The organism is Streptomyces sp. NPDC050625, assembly GCF_040654755.1.
GTDB lineage: Bacteria > Actinomycetota > Actinomycetes > Streptomycetales > Streptomycetaceae > Streptomyces.
In genome coordinates, this window is record NZ_JBFAIQ010000044.1 from 1 (window position 1) to 14,733 (window position 14,733).

Sequence of the window (14,733 nt, forward strand, 5' to 3'; positions counted from 1 at the left end):
GTGGTCGGCGTCCACATGGTCGGCGACCGCATGGGCGAGCAGGTCGGCGAGGCGCAGCTGATCTACAACTGGGAGGCACTGCCCGCCGAGGTCGCCCAGCTCATCCACGCCTACCCGACGCAGAACGAGGCGCTCGGCGAGGCCCACCTGGCCCTGGCCGGCAAGCCCCTGCACGTGCGGGGCTGACAGCGACTCTCCAACCCTCCACAGGGCCATTGATCCTGCATATTGCTGGATGCATTGGTTGCGACGAAAGCCGGCGTGAGACGGCTGGGTCCTACTTCTTGTCCGTACGGGAATTCGGAGGAAATAGTGAGCGGTACTGACTCTACGGTGCGACAGGATGCTCAAGTAGCGCTTTTCGAAGCCATCGCGTCTCAAGCACGACAGCAGGCGGAGCACAAGGACCATGGAGCGGTCGCAGCAGCTTTGAAGGACCTGGCAGAGGCGTATGCCTGGGCTGCGAACCAGCACGAGAACCCGAGCGATCAGTGAGGGCTGCCACCCATTTGAAGGGTCGGCACCTATTCAAACTAGGAGAGACGATGTCTGAAGCCGCTGACGACGATGAGTGGGGCCCGCACACTCCAGATGCGGTTCTCCACACGGGAACGGAAGAATTGCCCGACCCCGAAGACGTAGTACTCGCATCCGGCCATGACGTCACGCCGGAGAGGCTTGAACAGGCGCGCCGCCTTCTCGATGAAGAGGGCGCTGCGGGTGTGGAGAAGTTGCTTCCTTGAAGGAGCAGCGCCGCGGCATCCGGGAGCAGCCGGGCTGATCCCGGCCTGCACCGCGTCAGAGAGGAGTAATGAAAGCAATCGGAGTCACCGCACCCGCGGTGACCGACATCGTCCTCCTCGACCTCCCCGAACCTCCGCCGCCCGGCGAGGGTCAGGTAGTCATCGAGGTCGAGGCCGCCGGCGTAGGTCCCGGGGACCGACTGCTGAACACCGGCGGCCGGGATGTCGGTCTGCGGCCCCCGCCGCACGCATCAGGCCCCGCTACCGGGCGGCAGCGGCTTCTGGGCCGAGCAGGTCCTGGTCACCGCCCCCCACACGGCCCCCGTCCCCCGACTCACTGGAATCCGTCGTGGCGGCTGCACCCCGTCAACGGCCTCACCGCACTGCAAGCTCTGGAGGCACTGGGACTCACTACAGGGCAACGCCTCCTGATCACCAACGGAGGCGGCAGTGCCGGCGCCCTGGCCGTTCAACTGGCGGCGGCCGTCGGTGTGGAGGTGACGGCAGCTGCCTCGCCCTCCGCTGCGGAGCGCCTCCGCACGTTCGGAGTAACCGAGATCATCGACTGCCACGACCCGGCGTGGCCCGAGCGAGCACGAGCCGGGTTCGATGCGGCCCTGATCGCCGCGCCCGGCACAGTGGCGAGCGCGTTGCCGCTCGTCCTTGACGGCGGACAACTGTGCTCGGTGACCTCCGACGCGCCGGATCCCGAGCGAGGGATCAACAGTACTGACCTTCTACGTACGTCCTGACGCCGCGCAGCTCACTCAGCCCACCACCGACCTCGCACAAGGGCGGCTCCGCCTCGCTCCCGAACCTGTGCCCCTGACGGACGGACCGGGCGCGTACGACCGGGTGATCACGGGCCGGACGGCAGGCCGCAAGCTGGTGCTCGTCCCCTGATCCGGCTTGCGTCTGTCGGTCACGTGTTGGCGTCGGGCGGCAAAGGGACGTAAGGAATCCGCGAGTCGTGCAGCCAACCATCGTGGGCGCTGCACGACCGCTGTCACAGTGCCCAAGCATGAGGTCACCGTGTCGGACGGACGCGGCCCGGGCCAGAGCACGCTGCACGCGTTCTGGCCCATCGGGTCGAGACGGCGGATTTCACAGGAGGGATTCACAGACATGGCACACCAGAGGGCGATTCTGGCGGGCGGGTGCTTCTGGGGCATGCAGGAGCTCTTTCGGGCCCTGGACGGTGTGGTCTCGACGCGTGTCGGCTATACGGGAGGCGAGACGTCGAACCCGACGTACCGCAACCACGGCAGCCACGCGGAGGCCATCGAAGTCACCTACGACCCTGACCGGACGGACTACCGAGCTCTCCTCGAGTTCTTCTTCCAGGTGCACGACCCCACCACGCTGAACCGGCAGGGCAACGACGTCGGCCTCAGTTACCGGTCGGCCATCTTCTATCTCGGTGAAGAACAGCGGCGCATCGCCGAGGCCACGATCGCGGAGGTCGACGCCTCGGGCCTGTGGCCGGGGAAGGTCGTCACAGAGGTGATGCCCGCCAGCGCCTTCTGGGAGGCCGAGCCTGAGCACCAGGACTATCTGCAGCGCTATCCGAACGGGTACACCTGTCACCGCATCCGCCCGGAATGGCGTCTGCCCGAGGCGTCGTAAATTCGACGCGAACCGGGCCTCATGCAGCCCTGCGGCAGCCGGGCAGCGAACAGATCAGCGTCGTGTGCCGTTCCGAAAGTGGCCCGGGCCACGCAATAGGCCGGGCCGACACAGGAGCCTTCGCTGGCCAGCAAGAGTTCCCCGAGACGCTCACGGAACTCGGTCCGGCGGGAGACGGCTACGAGCCGAGCCGCAGTTCTTCGTTCGCGTCAGCCGCCCGCAAGGAGCGTGGTGATTGCATCTGCGATGCAGATCGATCAGCGAGAGGCAGCACTGTCAGGGCGTGGGCGGGTGCATCGGCTGGCACTGGCCGACGGCTCCCTCGACTCGAGTGAAGCGGACGAGTTCCCTGTGCGGCAGAGCATGTCGTACGCAGGATCTCACGGTAGATGTCGTAGAGACTCGGGCGGCCGTACGCCTTGGCCCGCCAGGTGAAGATCCGCCTGGCGTTCGCCGGGAGGAGATCCATCGCCTCGTTGAACCGGTCGAGTTCGTCGGCGTCGAGCACCGCCCTCAGTTCGGGCGACAGCAGCGCGTGCCACGCTACGGACACGTCGACCACTCCACCGTCGATCACCGCGGCCGCAAAGCGATGCTCGAACACCAGGGCGCGCGGGCCCCAGTAGCCGCTCTGGCTGACAGCGTGGGGAGGGGGCGAGTCGCTGCGGATCGACGTCCGGGCGGTGTACCACCGCGTCGGCGACCGGCCCGATGATGTGTTCCCCGTCGTGCCGGAACGGGATGCCCCGCTCGAACAGCATGCGCCGCTGGCCGGGCCCGGCCAACAAGACGACGTTGTAGCCACGCGCCGCCGCCTCGCTGCCGTAGCCGGGCCACAGATAGCTCAACGCCTCGTCTGAACCGTTGATGACCACCAGCCTCGGCTTCGGCCCATCGCCCCCGGCGGCGAGGAACCAGCCGGGCTTGGTTGTGCTCTCGTAAGGGCCGGCGATCCGTTCGGGCGGACTGTCCAGCGGGCCGAGACCCCGTTCCCGGCACCGCGGGTATGCGGCGAACGTCCGCGCCAGCACGGTCTCCGGCTCTTCACGCGCGTCGACGAGCTCTTCCTCCCCCTCGTTAACGACCAGCACGACGCGGCAGGGACAGACGGAACCGGCCTGACCCATACCCCGAGTGGGTTTGGAGCTCGTCGAGTGACATGCACGTCGTCGTGAGGTAAGGGAACGACGGCCCGTGACGCGAAGTCCGAGAAGGGCTGATGCGGCCACACCCCCAGGAGGCACCTATGTCGGAATACACGAAGAGCTCTGAACGCCTCGCGCAGCTCACAGAACTCCAGTACCGCGTAACCCAGCAGGATGAGACGGAGCCCTCGTTCGCGAACGCCCTGTGGGACAACAAGGCCCCGGGCATCTATGTGGACATCGTGTCGGGAGAGCCGCTGTTCTCCTCCGCGGACAAGTACGACAGCCGCACAGGGTGGCCCAGCTTCACCAAACCGCTGGAGCCCGGCCACGTCGTCGAGCGGCCCGACACCAGCCACGGCATGATCCGTGTCGAAGTCCGGTCGATGAACGGAGACAGCCACCTCGGGCACCTGTTCCCCGACGGACCCAGTGACAGGGGCGGACTGCGGTACTGCATCAACTCGGCCTCCTTGCGCTTCATCCCCGTCGGGGAACTGGAGAAGGAGGGCTACGGCCAGTATCTGAGCCTGTTCCAGATGTCGGAAGAGAGCGCTGCCGAAGCAGAGTGAGCGGTTGCGCAGACGGTGCGAGAGCGGCAACACCACTCCGCTCTGCCGACACCCGTCTGCGCGACCACCTGCCGCCCCGCACCAACTCAGCTCGCAAAGGCCCGCCCGGGGCCATGGGAGGTTCCCGCAGTGAACAAGAAACTTGACGGCGTATCAGTCGAGGACGGCGCACCTGTACCGGCCGGGGAGATCGCCGCCGCTGTCACCGCAGGCCGTCTCGTCTACAGCGACGGAGCGACGCAGACCTTCGACTCCGACGGCACCACGCGCTACGTCGAGGGCGGACGTGAGACCAAGGGAACATGGTCCGTCGACGACACCGGCCACTTCTCCTCGTTCTGGCCGCCGTCCTACCGGGCCTCGTACGACCTGCGCTGGATGGTGGAGGGGGGAGAGGCCGTCGGCCTCCGCTTTTCGGATCTGCGCAGCGGAAGCCGCTTCGACGGCCGATACCAGTGAACGCCGGACACACCCCTGGAGGAAGAGCGACACATGGCCGATGAGACGTCGGCACCGACGCCGCAGACGGTGCTGTGCCCTCTCACCAGCGCGGCGATCTTTCTCGTCGTCACGATCGACCCCGGCGGGGAGGCGGTGGCGCGGGACGTCTTGTCCGACCTCAACTCCCTGCAGCGGTCCGTGGGCTTCCGCGCCGAACCCGAGGGCAGGCTCAGCTGTGTCACCGGTATCGGCTCACAGGCGTGGGACCGGCTGTTCGCCGGACCCCGCCCGGCGGAACTGCATCCGTTCCGTGAGCTGAACGGTCCGGTGCACCGCGCGGTGTCGACACCGGGCGACCTGCTCTTCCATATCCGCGCGGCACGCCTGGACCTGTGCTTCGCCCTCGCTTCGGAGATCATGAGCCGGCTGGGGAAAGCGGTGACCGTACGCGACGAAGTGCATGGCTTCCAGTACTTCGACAAGCGTGACCTGCTCGGTTTCGTCGACGGCACCGAGAACCCCGCCGGCGTGGCGGCGAGCGCCGCCGTTCTGATCGGGGACGAGGACTGCGAGTTCGCGGGCGGGAGTTATGTGATCGTGCAGAAATACCTGCACGACCTGGCGACTTGGAACGCGTTGCCGGTCGAGGCGCAGGAGAGGATCGTCGGCAGGACGAAACTGTCGGACATCGAACTGGACGACAGCACCAAGCCGGCGGACTCGCACGTTGCCCTCACCAGCATCACCGGTCCCGACGGCACGGAGCGCGAGATCCTCCGCGACAACATGCCCTTCGGAACCGTGGGGCGTGGCGAGTTCGGCACGTACTTCATCGGCTACGCCCGTACCCCATCGGTGACGGAGGCGATGCTGGAGCGGATGTTCCTGGGCACGCAGGACGCCGCCCACGACCGGATCCTGGACTTCTCCACGCCCGTCACGGGATGCCTGTTCCATGTCCCCACGGCGGACTTCCTGGACGACCTGCCCGCACCACCCGGCGCGGAATCAGGGGTCACGGACACCGGTCTCCATACCGTCGTCGTCACACCCGGGAATCAACCACGTTCTTCCGATGCCTCATTGAGGATCGGCAGCCTGAAGCGGAGCACCTCCCGATGAACAATCTGCACCGTGGACTTGCTCCCCTCTCCGCTGTCGCGTGGAGCGATCTGGAGGAAGAGGCGCGCCGCACTTTCACCACGCACGCTGCGGCACGGCGCATCGTCGACGTCCCCGAGCCGTGCGGGGTCGAGTTGGGAGGTGTGGCGACGGGGCACCTCGACCGTGTGGCTGCCCCTGCCGATGGCGTGATCGCCCACCTGCGCCGTTTCCAGCCGCTTGTCGAACTGCGCGTCCCGTTCACCCTCGACCGCCGCCAGGTCGACGATGTCGCGCGGGGGGCCAAGGACGCGGACTGGCAGCCCGCCAAGGACGCCGCCCGGAGGCTCGCCTTCGCGGAGGACCGGGCAGTCTTCGAGGGATATGCGGCCGCTGGCATCGCCGGCCTGCGGGAAAGCTCCTCCAACGCACCGGTGAACCTGCCCGCCGACATCCGCGACTACCCGGACGCGATCGGCCAGGCGGTCTCGGCCCTGCGACTGGCAGGTGTTGACGGCGCGTACTCGCTGGCCCTGAGCGCCGAGGCGTACACGGCGGTCAGTGAGACTTCCGATCACGGCTATCCGATCATCGAACACATCGCCAGAATGCTGGTCGGGGACATCGTCTGGGCGCCCGCCATCGACGGCGCCTTCCTGATCTCGACCCGTGGCGGCGACTTCGAGATGCGCCTTGGCCAGGACGTGTCGATCGGGTACCTCTCCCACGATGCGACCAGCGTCACCCTGTACTTGGAGGAGACCTTCACCTTTCTGGCGCACACCAGCGAGGCGGTTGCGGCCCTCGTGTCGCTGCCGACCGACGGCTGACGGGGGAGAAGCCGGTCGATCGCAGCAGCTGGCGTCAGGGACCAGGGACGAGTTCGGCACACCGAGGGCGCAGCCGCCACATGCCGTGGACCGGCAGCGCCCTGGTCACTCCTCCAGGTGTTCGGAGAGTCCCGGCCATTCGTCCGGACCACCTCCCTGCCACTCGATGAGTTCACTCTCCTCGACCTCGATCCGATCGAGGTCGGCAAGTCGGAGAATTTCGGTGACGTCATCCAGGTGGGAGGCGACCCCCAGGATCACCTCACCCTCGGTGACCCGACGGGAGCCGTCCAGCGCCGGGGTGTGCACCACGATGTGCGGAAGCCGGGGCGATATCTGTGTCATGACCAACCTCGTCGTTTCTGAAGCGCTCGGAACGGGGACCTGTGGGACCTGGCAACGGACACTTGCGCATGGATCGTGCGCGATGAGGAGCCGACGTCCCCTCGCGCTCGGCCTCTCGTCGCGCCCGGCCTCTGCAGCCCCCGGCGAGCTTGCGGCCCAGAGAGTGCACCTCATCCCTCCGGCCGCGGGCTCTCGGCACTGATGATGTCGGCCGCGTCGGCTTCCTCGGCTGCGATGTCCTCCGCGATGTCGAGGACCCGATGCAGGCTCGCCGAAGGGATCACAACGCCGCCGGCGCTGTCCATGTGGACGTAGTCGCCGGGGCTCACGCACACGCCGCCGACCTCGACGGCCACTCCGAACGCGTGGGGCATCACCGTGTCGCCGCCCCAGCGGACCGCTTCTCCCGTGCACCAGGTGGCGAAGCTGTACGCGCGCAGCTGGTCGAAGTCCCGCAGGCGGCCGTCGGCCAGGACACCGGCGAGGCCGACGCTGTGCGCCCTGGCCAGCTTGGTGCCCCCGCCGTGCGACACGTCGGGATAGCCGCCGCTGGAGAGCACAAGAACCTGGCCCGAGGCAGGCCTTTGCCCGAGCGCCCCGTAGAAGTAGTGCTTGAAGTTGCGACGCGCTCCTGCCAGGTCTTCACGGTACGGCAGGAACGAGATGGTGGCCGCGCGCCCGAACAGGGGGCGCAGAGGGTCGGGGCTCGACATGGCGGCAATGTGGGCCCGGTGACCGTAGACCCGGCCCACGGCGTCGACGAGCGTGGCGCATCCTAGGCGGACAGCCCGTGCGGCCAAGGCGTCGTCCTCCATCAGCTTCCTTTCGAAGGGCCACCGGCCTTGATCAGTAGGGGAGTTGGGCATCACGTGGGCTCACAGCACGCGATCCCGTACCCGCGCCCGTGCGCTATGTATGTCAGCGTCCTGCTGCAGCGTGTTCTTACCGCCCGGTCCCCGCACCGGTCGCCTCGGGGCGTGGCGCCGCCGGGCTCCGAGTACCGGAACGTCCACAGTTCATCTACGTCGCATCGGCCCGCCGATCCTGGCCGGGCGTGAGATGCAGGACAACAGCCAACAGGGCCGGCAGTGGACGCCGGTTCGTGGATCCGGCGTCTACCGGACGTCTACCGGTGTTCCGCGGTGCCGGCGCGGCACGCAACACTGGCCGGTGTTACCGGCACTTGAGAGGAAGTCGACTCTGTGACGCTTGGTCTGCCTGCTGAGATACGGGCCTGCCTCTTCGACCTTGACGGCGTGATCACCGACACGACCTTCCTGCACGTCGCCGCGTGGAAGGAAGCCTTCGACACGTTGTTGCGACAGCACGAAGGCAACGGGTTCCGCCCCTTTGCCGCGGACACCGACTACGCCGAGTTCATCGAGAGCCGGCCGAGCGCCGAGGGTGCGCGGTGCTTTCTGTCCTCGCGTGGGATCGAACTGCCCGACGGCAGCCCCGACGACTCTCCGGGCCTGGACACCGTGCACGGCCTGGTCCGCCGGAAGAACGGCCTGTACGAGGCCAGGATCCGCTCGCAGGGGGCCGAGGTGTGCCCAGGCACCATCGCCTACGTCAAGGCGGTCCGTGAGCAAGGACTGCTGACCGCTGTCGTCACATCCAGCGCCAACTGCCGCGAGATCCTGCGGGCGGCAGGTGTGGAGACGCTCTTCGACGCGTGGATCGACGGTGTCGTGGCTGCCAGCCGGAACCTGCGGCGCAAGCCCTACCCCGACATGTTTCTGGCAGCCGCCCGCGATCTGGGCCAGCACTCGACTCAGTGCGCGGTCTTCGAGGACGCGCAAGCGGGCATGGACGCCGGACGATCGGGTCACTTCGGTTGGGTGGTCGGTGTCGCCCGGACAGGCCCGGCCGGCGCGCTGTACGCGCATGGCGCGGATGTGGTCGTCAAGGACCTGGGAGATCTCGCCGGCACCCCTGAACGGCGCTCCCGGCCGTGATCGGCCAACCGTTCTGAACCGTTGCACCGCCGAGCCCGGGGCGCCGAGGGAGAACGCGTCCGGGCTGGAAGGAAAAGAGGACCTTGAGGTCCATTCCGAAACATGCTACGGTCCGCAGCGGTAACCTGGCCAATGTGGCGGAACAGGCACGCGTCAAGAACGACTCCCGACTGACCGAGCGCGGGCGGGCGACTCGAGAGCGCATCTTGAGGGCGGCCAGCGACATGATGTACGTCAAGGGCGTCTCCCTCACGACCCTCGACGACGTCAGGGCGGCCAGCGGAACGAGTAAATCCCAGCTCTACCGCCACTACCCCGACAAGGATGCGCTGGTGCGGGACGTCGTCGCGTTGCAGGCCGCTGAAGTGCTCGAACGCCACTCTCAGCTCCTTCGGCGGCTCAATTCCTTCCGCGGGCTGGAGCGCTGGCGGGACGCGGTGGTGGAGCGCAACGCGCTCCGAAACGGGGCGTACGGCTGCCCGCTCGGCTCCCTCGCGAGCGAGCTGGCTGATCAGGACGAAGAAGCACGTAAGGCCATCGCGCGGTACTTCGCCACCTGGGAAGGGCTTCTCGAGGCCGGACTGGTGCGCATGAAGGACTCGGGAGTCCTCCGCGCGGATGCGGACGCGAAAGAGCTCGCCACCGGTCTGATGGCCGCCCTTCAAGGTGGGTACCTCCTCGCGCAGACCACTCAGGACGTCAAACCCATGAGGATCGCCCTCGACATGGCGATCGCCCACGTCAGGACCTATGCCGTGCCCGCCGAGGATGGCCCTGCGCCTGACGGGGACGCTGGAGACGGCTGAGCGTCCGGGGGTGGGGGCGAGGCGGTAGCGGGACGTCCTGGCGCCGCCAGGACCCCTGTGCCGCGATGCGGCACACAAGTGTTTGCGCCGCGGTTCCCCATTCCGCTGGACCTCACCGTCCTCCTGTCGGCGGCCGGGGTGTGATCTAGCCGCCGGACGCATTCGTCCGGCATTCTGTGCCGCCACCCTGGTTCAGCCAAGGGCGAAACGTGTCAATCCTCTCCCCAAAAGACACACGGCTCGACGATAAGAGGACCATTTAGTCCTGAAAAATCGTCCGACCTAGGGTACGTTGAGGGAGGCGTTCCCTCGCGGACGGCCAAGCAGTCAAGCTTCACAAGGGTCCCCAGGGCGGTAGGCACGATGTATACGGGCGTCCAGTTCTCAGTTCTCGGCCCGGTCCGGCTGCACAGGCAGGGGGTCGAGGCCGGCGCTGGTCAGCCGAGGCAGTGCGCGGTGTTGGCCTCGCTGTTGCTCAGGGCGGGCAGACCCGTCAGCCTCTCGAAGCTGGTGGAGGACGTGTGGGGCGATGAGGCCCCACCGTCGGCCATCGGCTCCGTGCGCACCTACATCTACAGACTCAGACAGGCACTGGGGGACCACTGCGACAGCTCCGTACACCTGGTCGACGGCGGCTATCGGCTGCACATCCCATCGGACGCTCTGGACCTGAACAGGTTCAAGGAGAAGGCGGCAAGGGCGCGGGAGGCACGTAGTACCGGTGACCTGGCGTCCGCGGCGAGCCTGCTGACCGAGGGCCTTGAGATGTGGAAGGGAGTAGCCCTCGCCGGGGTCCCGGGGCCGTTCGCGGACCAGCAGCGCAGCGTCCTCGGCGAGCTGCGTCTCGCCTGTGCCGAGGAACAGCTCGCCTGCGAGGTGGAGAAAGGGCGCTATGCCGAGGCCGCCGCAGAACTGTCGGCCCTGCTTGTCGAGCACCCGCTGCGGGAGCGCGTATGCAGCCTCCTCATGACCGCGCTGTACGGCGCGGGGCGGCAGTCCGAGGCCCTGACGATCTACCACACGACCAGTCACCTGCTGCGTCAACGCCTCGGCGTCAGCCCATCGCCTGAACTGCAGCAAGTCCACGAGCGCATCCTGTCCGGGCGATTCGAGCTCCCGCAGAGCGCCGACCGACCGAAGAGCGCGCCGCGCGCACCCTCGCCGCATGCCCCGGCCCAGCTCCCGGCCGCCCTGCCGAGTCTCGTCGGCCGCGAGAGGGAGCAGGAGCAGGTCGAGCGCTTGGTCGCCGATGCCGAGGCATCGTCCTCCGTGGCCATCTGCACGATCGGCGGGCTGGCCGGAGTGGGCAAGACAGCCTTCGCCACCACCGTCGCCCACCGTCTTGCCGACCGCTTCCCGGACGGGCAGCTCTTCGCGGATCTGCAGGGAACCGGACCGGAGGCCGAGCCGCGGGACCCCGGGCGCGTGCTTGAGGACTTTCTGCAGTCCTTGGGAGTCCGCCCCGAGGACATGCCCGAGACCGCCCAGGCTCGGGGGCTCATGTTCCGCGGCCTGTTGGCCAACCGTCGCGTGCTCGTCGTGCTCGACAACGCATGGAACACGGACCAGGTCAAGCACCTTCTCCCCGGGGGGCCGGGTTCCATGGCGCTCGTCACCAGTCGTATGCAACTGCACGCGCTCGTCGCCGCCTACCAGGCGCTTCCCCTGACGCTCATGCCCCTGAGCCAGGCGGACGCACGCAGTCTCCTCGCCCGCCGACTCGGCGCAGCCAGGACAGCTGCCGAGCCAGAGGCCGTCGACCGCATCATCCGGCTGGCCGGGCAGCTCCCTCTGGCCCTGGCCAACGTCGCAGCCCGCGCGGCCTATCGACCGCAGCTGCGCCTGTCGAGCCTGGCCGACGAGTACGAGGCGCCCGAGCACAGAACCCTGGACGCATTCGCGAGCGAGGAGGACCAGGCCCTCGACGTCCGCGCGTCCATCACGCGCTCGTACCGTCTGCTCGACACGGAGACTGCCGCGCTCTTCCGCGAGCTCAGCGCCTGCCCGGAGCCCTTGTTCGCGGCATCGCAGGTCGCAGACCTGGCCGGGCGACCCGAGAATCGGGTCCGCAAGGTCCTGTCGCGTCTCATACGGGCGCACCTCGTCTCGGAGGTCGGCCCGGGCCGGTACAGCTGGAACCGGCTCGTGGCCGCGTACGCAGCGGAGCAGGCGCGGGAGGGGGGCCTTGGCCAGGGTGAATTGGCCGGTTGGTAGAGCGAGCGGACGTCGGCACCATCCTTGCCGGGCACTGTACGACAACGATGTCGCGGACACCGGTCCTGGCGGCTGCCGAACCGGAGCATCCCGTACCGGGTGGTGCAGCCTTACAAGGCGACGGCCGGAAGATCGACAGTCCCCGCTTCCTGCGCCGGGCCGAGAAGAAGCTCAGGCGGCTTCAGCGGGAGCTGTCCCGCAAGGCCAAGGGGTCGAAGAACCGGGCCAAGGCCCGGATCAAGATCGCACGCCAGTACGCCCGCGTGGCGGACCGGCGCCGGGACTGGCACCACAAGGCATCCACGCAGATCATCCGCGACAACCAAGCGGTGTATGTGGAAGACCTCGCGGTGTCCGGCCTGGGCCGTACCCGGCTTGCCAAGTCCGTGCACGACGCGGGATGGTCCGCGTTCGTCGGCATGCTGGAGTACAAGGCGGCCAGGCACGGGCGTACCTTCGCCAAGGTGGACCGGGCCTTCCCGTCCTCGCAGCTCTGCTCGGCCTGCGGATTCCGCGACGGACCCAAGCCCCTGCACGTCCGGGAGTGGACGTGCGGCGAGTGCGGTGCCGTGCACGACTGCGACCACAACGCAGCCCACAACGTCCTGTTCGAAGGACGCCGTATCGTCGCCGCCGGATGGGCGGAGACGCCAAACGCCTGTGGAGCGCCGGTAAGACGGGCACCCGTGCCCGCACAGCGCGGTGAAGCAGGAAGCCCCCGGAAGGGTCACACGACCCAGGCCGGAATCCCTGGACCCTAGGCCAGGGAGCACGTCAAGACATCCTCAAGAGCGCCGTGTGGCTCTCCGCCTGACCGAGGCGATCACGCACGTGCCGGACGGATACGTCAGCGACGAGGACTACGACGCTGCCGCGGCCGTGCTCACCGCGGGCCAGATCTCCGCGGTCGCCTGGCCGGCAACCGTGAGGGAGGCGTTCCATCGCGTCGCGATCACCAGCCGGTACCCCGTCGGCGTCTGACCTTCTTCTGTCCCTGGAGGGGAGCAGACCTCGCACGGCCTGGTGCGGTTGGCGTTGTAGAGGCCTGGTAGAGCTGCTGTAGACCCTGCCGTGGAAGGGTCGCAATCACAACAAGGAGTGTTCGTTCACCATTCAATGGAGTGTGATTCCCATGGCCACGGACTTCGAAGGCAGGAAAATCGTCGTGATCGGCGGTGCCAGCGGTATGGGCCTCAAGGTCGCCGAGAACGTGATCGCCGGAGGCGGCAGCGCGGTGATCGTCGGCCGCCCGGGGCAGAAGCTCGACGACGTCGTGGAGGCACTGTCGCGCTCCGGCAGCGCCTGGTCGGTCGCGGCCGACCTGGCCGACCAGGACCAGGTCGTCGAGGCGCAGAAGCAGTTGGCGGAGGACCACCCCGACGCCACGCTCCTCGTCAACGCCGCGGGATTCTTCAAGCCCAAGCCCTTCCTCGACTACGAGGTCGCGGACTACGACTCCTACCACGACCTCAACCGGGCGACTTTCTTCCTGACCCAGACCATCGTCCGGAGCATGATCGCCAACGGCCAGGGCGGCGCCATCGTGAACGTGGGCAGCATGTGGGCGCACCAGGCCCTCGGCGTGACACCGTCGTCGGCCTACTCGATGGCCAAGGCGGGCCTGCACGCCTTCACCCACAACCTCGCCATCGAGCTCGCCGGCGAGGGTATCCGAGTGAACGCCGTGGCTCCGGCTGTCACCAGGACGCCCCTGTTCGAGAAGGTCTTCCCGGCAGACCAACTGGACGCCGCGATGGACCAGTTGAGCGGCCTGCACCCGCTCGGCCGGGTCGGCACCCCTCAGGACCTGGCCTCGGCGATCGTCTTCCTCCTCTCGGATGCCTCGAGCTGGACCACGGGTGCCATCCTCAATGTCGACGGCGGCGTCATGGCCGGCCGTAATTAGGGTTCGTCTGCAAACGGATCTTGCCCACAGCGGGAACGACGCGAGTGTGACCGCGGCTTCGTAGGAGGCGGCGGTCCTCTCGTAGCAAGTTGCGATGCCGCGGAACCCCTTGAGCCGGTTGAAGCACCGCTCAGCGATGTTGCGTTGTCGGTAGATGAGCCGGTCGACCACGGGTGTCGCCCGCCTTGGCGACCGCGGTTGTACCGGTGTCGCTGCTGGTCGCTCTTCTCCGGGATGGTGCGCGCGATACCGCGTCGGCGCAGGTGGGCGCGGAAGCCGCGGGAGCTGGAAGCCTTGTCCGCGACGACGTGGTCGGGTCTGCAGCGTGGTCGGCCCAGGCCCGCCCGTGCGCGGGACCCGGATGCGTTCCAGGAGAGGGCGGGCGCAGACGCTGTCGTGGCGTTGCCCCGGTGTCACCAGGGTAGCTGGGGGCCGTCCGTGACCGTCGCAGGCGAGATAGACCTTGGTGGTCAGGCCCTCCTCGGGTCGGCCGAGGACGTGATCGTCCGGTTCGTCCGGCCTGCTGATCCCCCTCTTCGGCCAGTGGCGGCGGCGTGCGGCAGCGTCAGCCCGGGCTTGGATCTGCCGCAGGGCCTGGGTGAACACGCCGTCCAGGGCATAACGGGCGGAAGCGGGTGTAGACCGTAGACCGTCTGCCACGGCCCGTGGCGGTCCGGCAGGTTGCGGAGTGAGTAACCCTCACTCCTGGTCGGTGAGTTCATGACGGTGTATCACCTCACCATGATCCACCATCCGATGATCTTTGAGGACGGGCCCTAGAAGCACCCTCACGACCCGCCCGGCACAGCCGCTTACAGCTGCGCCGGGCGGGGCCACCCCAAAGCATCGATCCATGCCGAGAGCGCACGAAGGAGCCCGCATGGCCGAGTGGTGCGGTCCGTGCCGTCTGGTGAGGCCGGTCCTGGAGGCGCTCGCCGCCGAGCACAGTGAAACGGTGGTCGGGGCTCGCCCCAAGCACGCCCTGGAGCAGGAGCTGCGGGAGTTCTTGAGGTGAGCAGGGTCTGAAAATGTGCGCCCGCCCGCCG

At 67.9% G+C, this 14,733-nt stretch carries 15 protein-coding genes and 4 pseudogenes; 15 read left to right on the plus strand and 4 right to left on the minus strand.

The window, feature by feature from the left end; genetic code table 11:
- The 4 genes and pseudogenes from AB0I54_RS43370 to msrA form a co-directional block, all read left to right on the plus strand.
- Positions 1–186, plus strand: a pseudogene (locus AB0I54_RS43370) (dihydrolipoyl dehydrogenase); the annotation flags it as partial.
- A gap of 359 nt (positions 187–545) precedes the next feature.
- On the plus strand, positions 546–743 hold the full coding sequence (locus AB0I54_RS43375) for a hypothetical protein (protein ID WP_363301893.1): 198 nt from the start codon (positions 546–548) through the stop codon (positions 741–743).
- A gap of 68 nt (positions 744–811) precedes the next feature.
- Entirely contained in the window at positions 812–1,495 is a 684-nt protein-coding gene (locus AB0I54_RS43380) for a hypothetical protein (RefSeq protein ID WP_363301894.1), read from the plus strand.
- A gap of 373 nt (positions 1,496–1,868) precedes the next feature.
- On the plus strand, positions 1,869–2,369 hold the full coding sequence (gene msrA / locus AB0I54_RS43385) for a peptide-methionine (S)-S-oxide reductase MsrA (protein WP_363301895.1): 501 nt from the start codon (positions 1,869–1,871) through the stop codon (positions 2,367–2,369).
- Between the two features lie 29 nt (positions 2,370–2,398).
- Here msrA and AB0I54_RS43390 read toward each other — a convergent pair.
- Both AB0I54_RS43390 and AB0I54_RS43395 read right to left on the minus strand, forming a co-directional pair.
- Positions 2,399–2,614, minus strand: a pseudogene (locus tag AB0I54_RS43390) (DUF6000 family protein); the annotation flags it as partial.
- Positions 2,548–2,973, minus strand: a complete 426-nt coding sequence (locus AB0I54_RS43395; RefSeq protein WP_363301938.1) for a hypothetical protein — start codon at positions 2,971–2,973, stop codon at positions 2,548–2,550. The gene AB0I54_RS43395 and the pseudogene AB0I54_RS43390, both read right to left, overlap by 67 nt.
- Positions 2,974–3,615: 642 nt before the next feature.
- On the opposite strand from AB0I54_RS43395, the gene msrB reads away from it, so the two are divergent.
- The 4 genes from msrB to AB0I54_RS43415 all read left to right on the plus strand — a co-directional run bounded on the left by msrB (position 3,616) and on the right by AB0I54_RS43415 (position 6,458).
- Positions 3,616–4,086 (plus strand): peptide-methionine (R)-S-oxide reductase MsrB, encoded by a 471-nt coding sequence (msrB, locus tag AB0I54_RS43400; RefSeq protein WP_363301896.1) that lies wholly within the window; start codon positions 3,616–3,618, stop codon positions 4,084–4,086.
- Between the two features lie 129 nt (positions 4,087–4,215).
- A complete protein-coding gene (locus AB0I54_RS43405; RefSeq protein WP_363301897.1) occupies positions 4,216–4,545 on the plus strand; it encodes a hypothetical protein in 330 nt (109 codons plus the stop codon).
- A gap of 33 nt (positions 4,546–4,578) precedes the next feature.
- Entirely contained in the window at positions 4,579–5,649 is a 1,071-nt protein-coding gene (locus AB0I54_RS43410) for a Dyp-type peroxidase (protein ID WP_363301898.1), read from the plus strand.
- Entirely contained in the window at positions 5,646–6,458 is an 813-nt protein-coding gene (locus tag AB0I54_RS43415; protein WP_363301899.1) for a family 1 encapsulin nanocompartment shell protein, read from the plus strand. The genes AB0I54_RS43410 and AB0I54_RS43415 overlap by 4 nt, the downstream gene beginning before the upstream one ends.
- A gap of 105 nt (positions 6,459–6,563) precedes the next feature.
- Here the strand turns inward: AB0I54_RS43415 and AB0I54_RS43420 are convergent, their stop codons facing one another.
- Together AB0I54_RS43420 and AB0I54_RS43425 are read right to left on the minus strand one after the other, a co-directional pair.
- Positions 6,564–6,803 carry a hypothetical protein gene (locus AB0I54_RS43420; RefSeq protein ID WP_363301900.1) on the minus strand — a complete coding sequence of 80 codons (240 nt, stop codon included), beginning with the start codon at positions 6,801–6,803 and terminating at the stop codon, positions 6,564–6,566.
- Positions 6,804–6,973: 170 nt separating this feature from the next.
- The gene (locus tag AB0I54_RS43425) at positions 6,974–7,618 is read right to left on the minus strand and encodes an RraA family protein (RefSeq protein ID WP_363301901.1); all 645 of its coding nucleotides are present in this window, start codon (positions 7,616–7,618) and stop codon (positions 6,974–6,976) included.
- 387 nt (positions 7,619–8,005) lie between these two features.
- Between AB0I54_RS43425 and AB0I54_RS43430 the strand changes: the two genes are divergently transcribed.
- The 7 genes and pseudogenes from AB0I54_RS43430 to AB0I54_RS43460 all read left to right on the plus strand — a co-directional run.
- Positions 8,006–8,761 (plus strand): HAD-IA family hydrolase, encoded by a 756-nt coding sequence (locus AB0I54_RS43430; RefSeq protein ID WP_363301902.1) that lies wholly within the window; start codon positions 8,006–8,008, stop codon positions 8,759–8,761.
- 134 nt (positions 8,762–8,895) lie between these two features.
- A complete protein-coding gene (locus AB0I54_RS43435) occupies positions 8,896–9,567 on the plus strand; it encodes a TetR family transcriptional regulator C-terminal domain-containing protein (protein WP_363301903.1) in 672 nt (223 codons plus the stop codon).
- A 363-nt stretch (positions 9,568–9,930) separates the two neighbouring features.
- A complete protein-coding gene (locus tag AB0I54_RS43440; RefSeq protein WP_363301904.1) occupies positions 9,931–11,781 on the plus strand; it encodes a BTAD domain-containing putative transcriptional regulator in 1,851 nt (616 codons plus the stop codon).
- A 119-nt stretch (positions 11,782–11,900) separates the two neighbouring features.
- A pseudogene (locus AB0I54_RS43445) lies at positions 11,901–12,542 on the plus strand (RNA-guided endonuclease TnpB family protein); the annotation flags it as partial.
- 37 nt (positions 12,543–12,579) lie between these two features.
- Positions 12,580–12,762, plus strand: coding sequence for a hypothetical protein (locus AB0I54_RS43450; protein WP_363301906.1), 183 nt, complete (start codon positions 12,580–12,582; stop codon positions 12,760–12,762).
- Positions 12,763–12,913: 151 nt separating this feature from the next.
- Positions 12,914–13,687, plus strand: a complete 774-nt coding sequence (locus AB0I54_RS43455) for an SDR family oxidoreductase (RefSeq protein WP_363301907.1) — start codon at positions 12,914–12,916, stop codon at positions 13,685–13,687.
- A gap of 883 nt (positions 13,688–14,570) precedes the next feature.
- Positions 14,571–14,702 (plus strand): annotated as a pseudogene (locus AB0I54_RS43460) (thioredoxin domain-containing protein); the annotation flags it as partial.
- Positions 14,703–14,733: the final 31 nt, after the last annotated feature.

Bases quoted from the DNA above. Each gene is read 5' to 3' on its own strand.
- AB0I54_RS43375 (WP_363301893.1), top strand. From the start codon at position 546: ATGTCTGAAGCCGCTGACGACGATGAGTGGGGCCCGCACACTCCAGAT.
- AB0I54_RS43410 (WP_363301898.1), top strand. From the start codon at position 4,579: ATGGCCGATGAGACGTCGGCACCGACGCCGCAGACGGTGCTGTGCCCT.
- AB0I54_RS43380 (WP_363301894.1), top strand. From the start codon at position 812: ATGAAAGCAATCGGAGTCACCGCACCCGCGGTGACCGACATCGTCCTC.
- AB0I54_RS43425 (WP_363301901.1), bottom strand. From the start codon at position 7,618: ATGGAGGACGACGCCTTGGCCGCACGGGCTGTCCGCCTAGGATGCGCC.
- AB0I54_RS43440 (WP_363301904.1), top strand. From the start codon at position 9,931: ATGTATACGGGCGTCCAGTTCTCAGTTCTCGGCCCGGTCCGGCTGCAC.
- AB0I54_RS43420 (WP_363301900.1), bottom strand. From the start codon at position 6,803: ATGACACAGATATCGCCCCGGCTTCCGCACATCGTGGTGCACACCCCG.
- AB0I54_RS43415 (WP_363301899.1), top strand. From the start codon at position 5,646: ATGAACAATCTGCACCGTGGACTTGCTCCCCTCTCCGCTGTCGCGTGG.
- AB0I54_RS43455 (WP_363301907.1), top strand. From the start codon at position 12,914: ATGGCCACGGACTTCGAAGGCAGGAAAATCGTCGTGATCGGCGGTGCC.
- msrA (WP_363301895.1), top strand. From the start codon at position 1,869: ATGGCACACCAGAGGGCGATTCTGGCGGGCGGGTGCTTCTGGGGCATG.
- msrB (WP_363301896.1), top strand. From the start codon at position 3,616: ATGTCGGAATACACGAAGAGCTCTGAACGCCTCGCGCAGCTCACAGAA.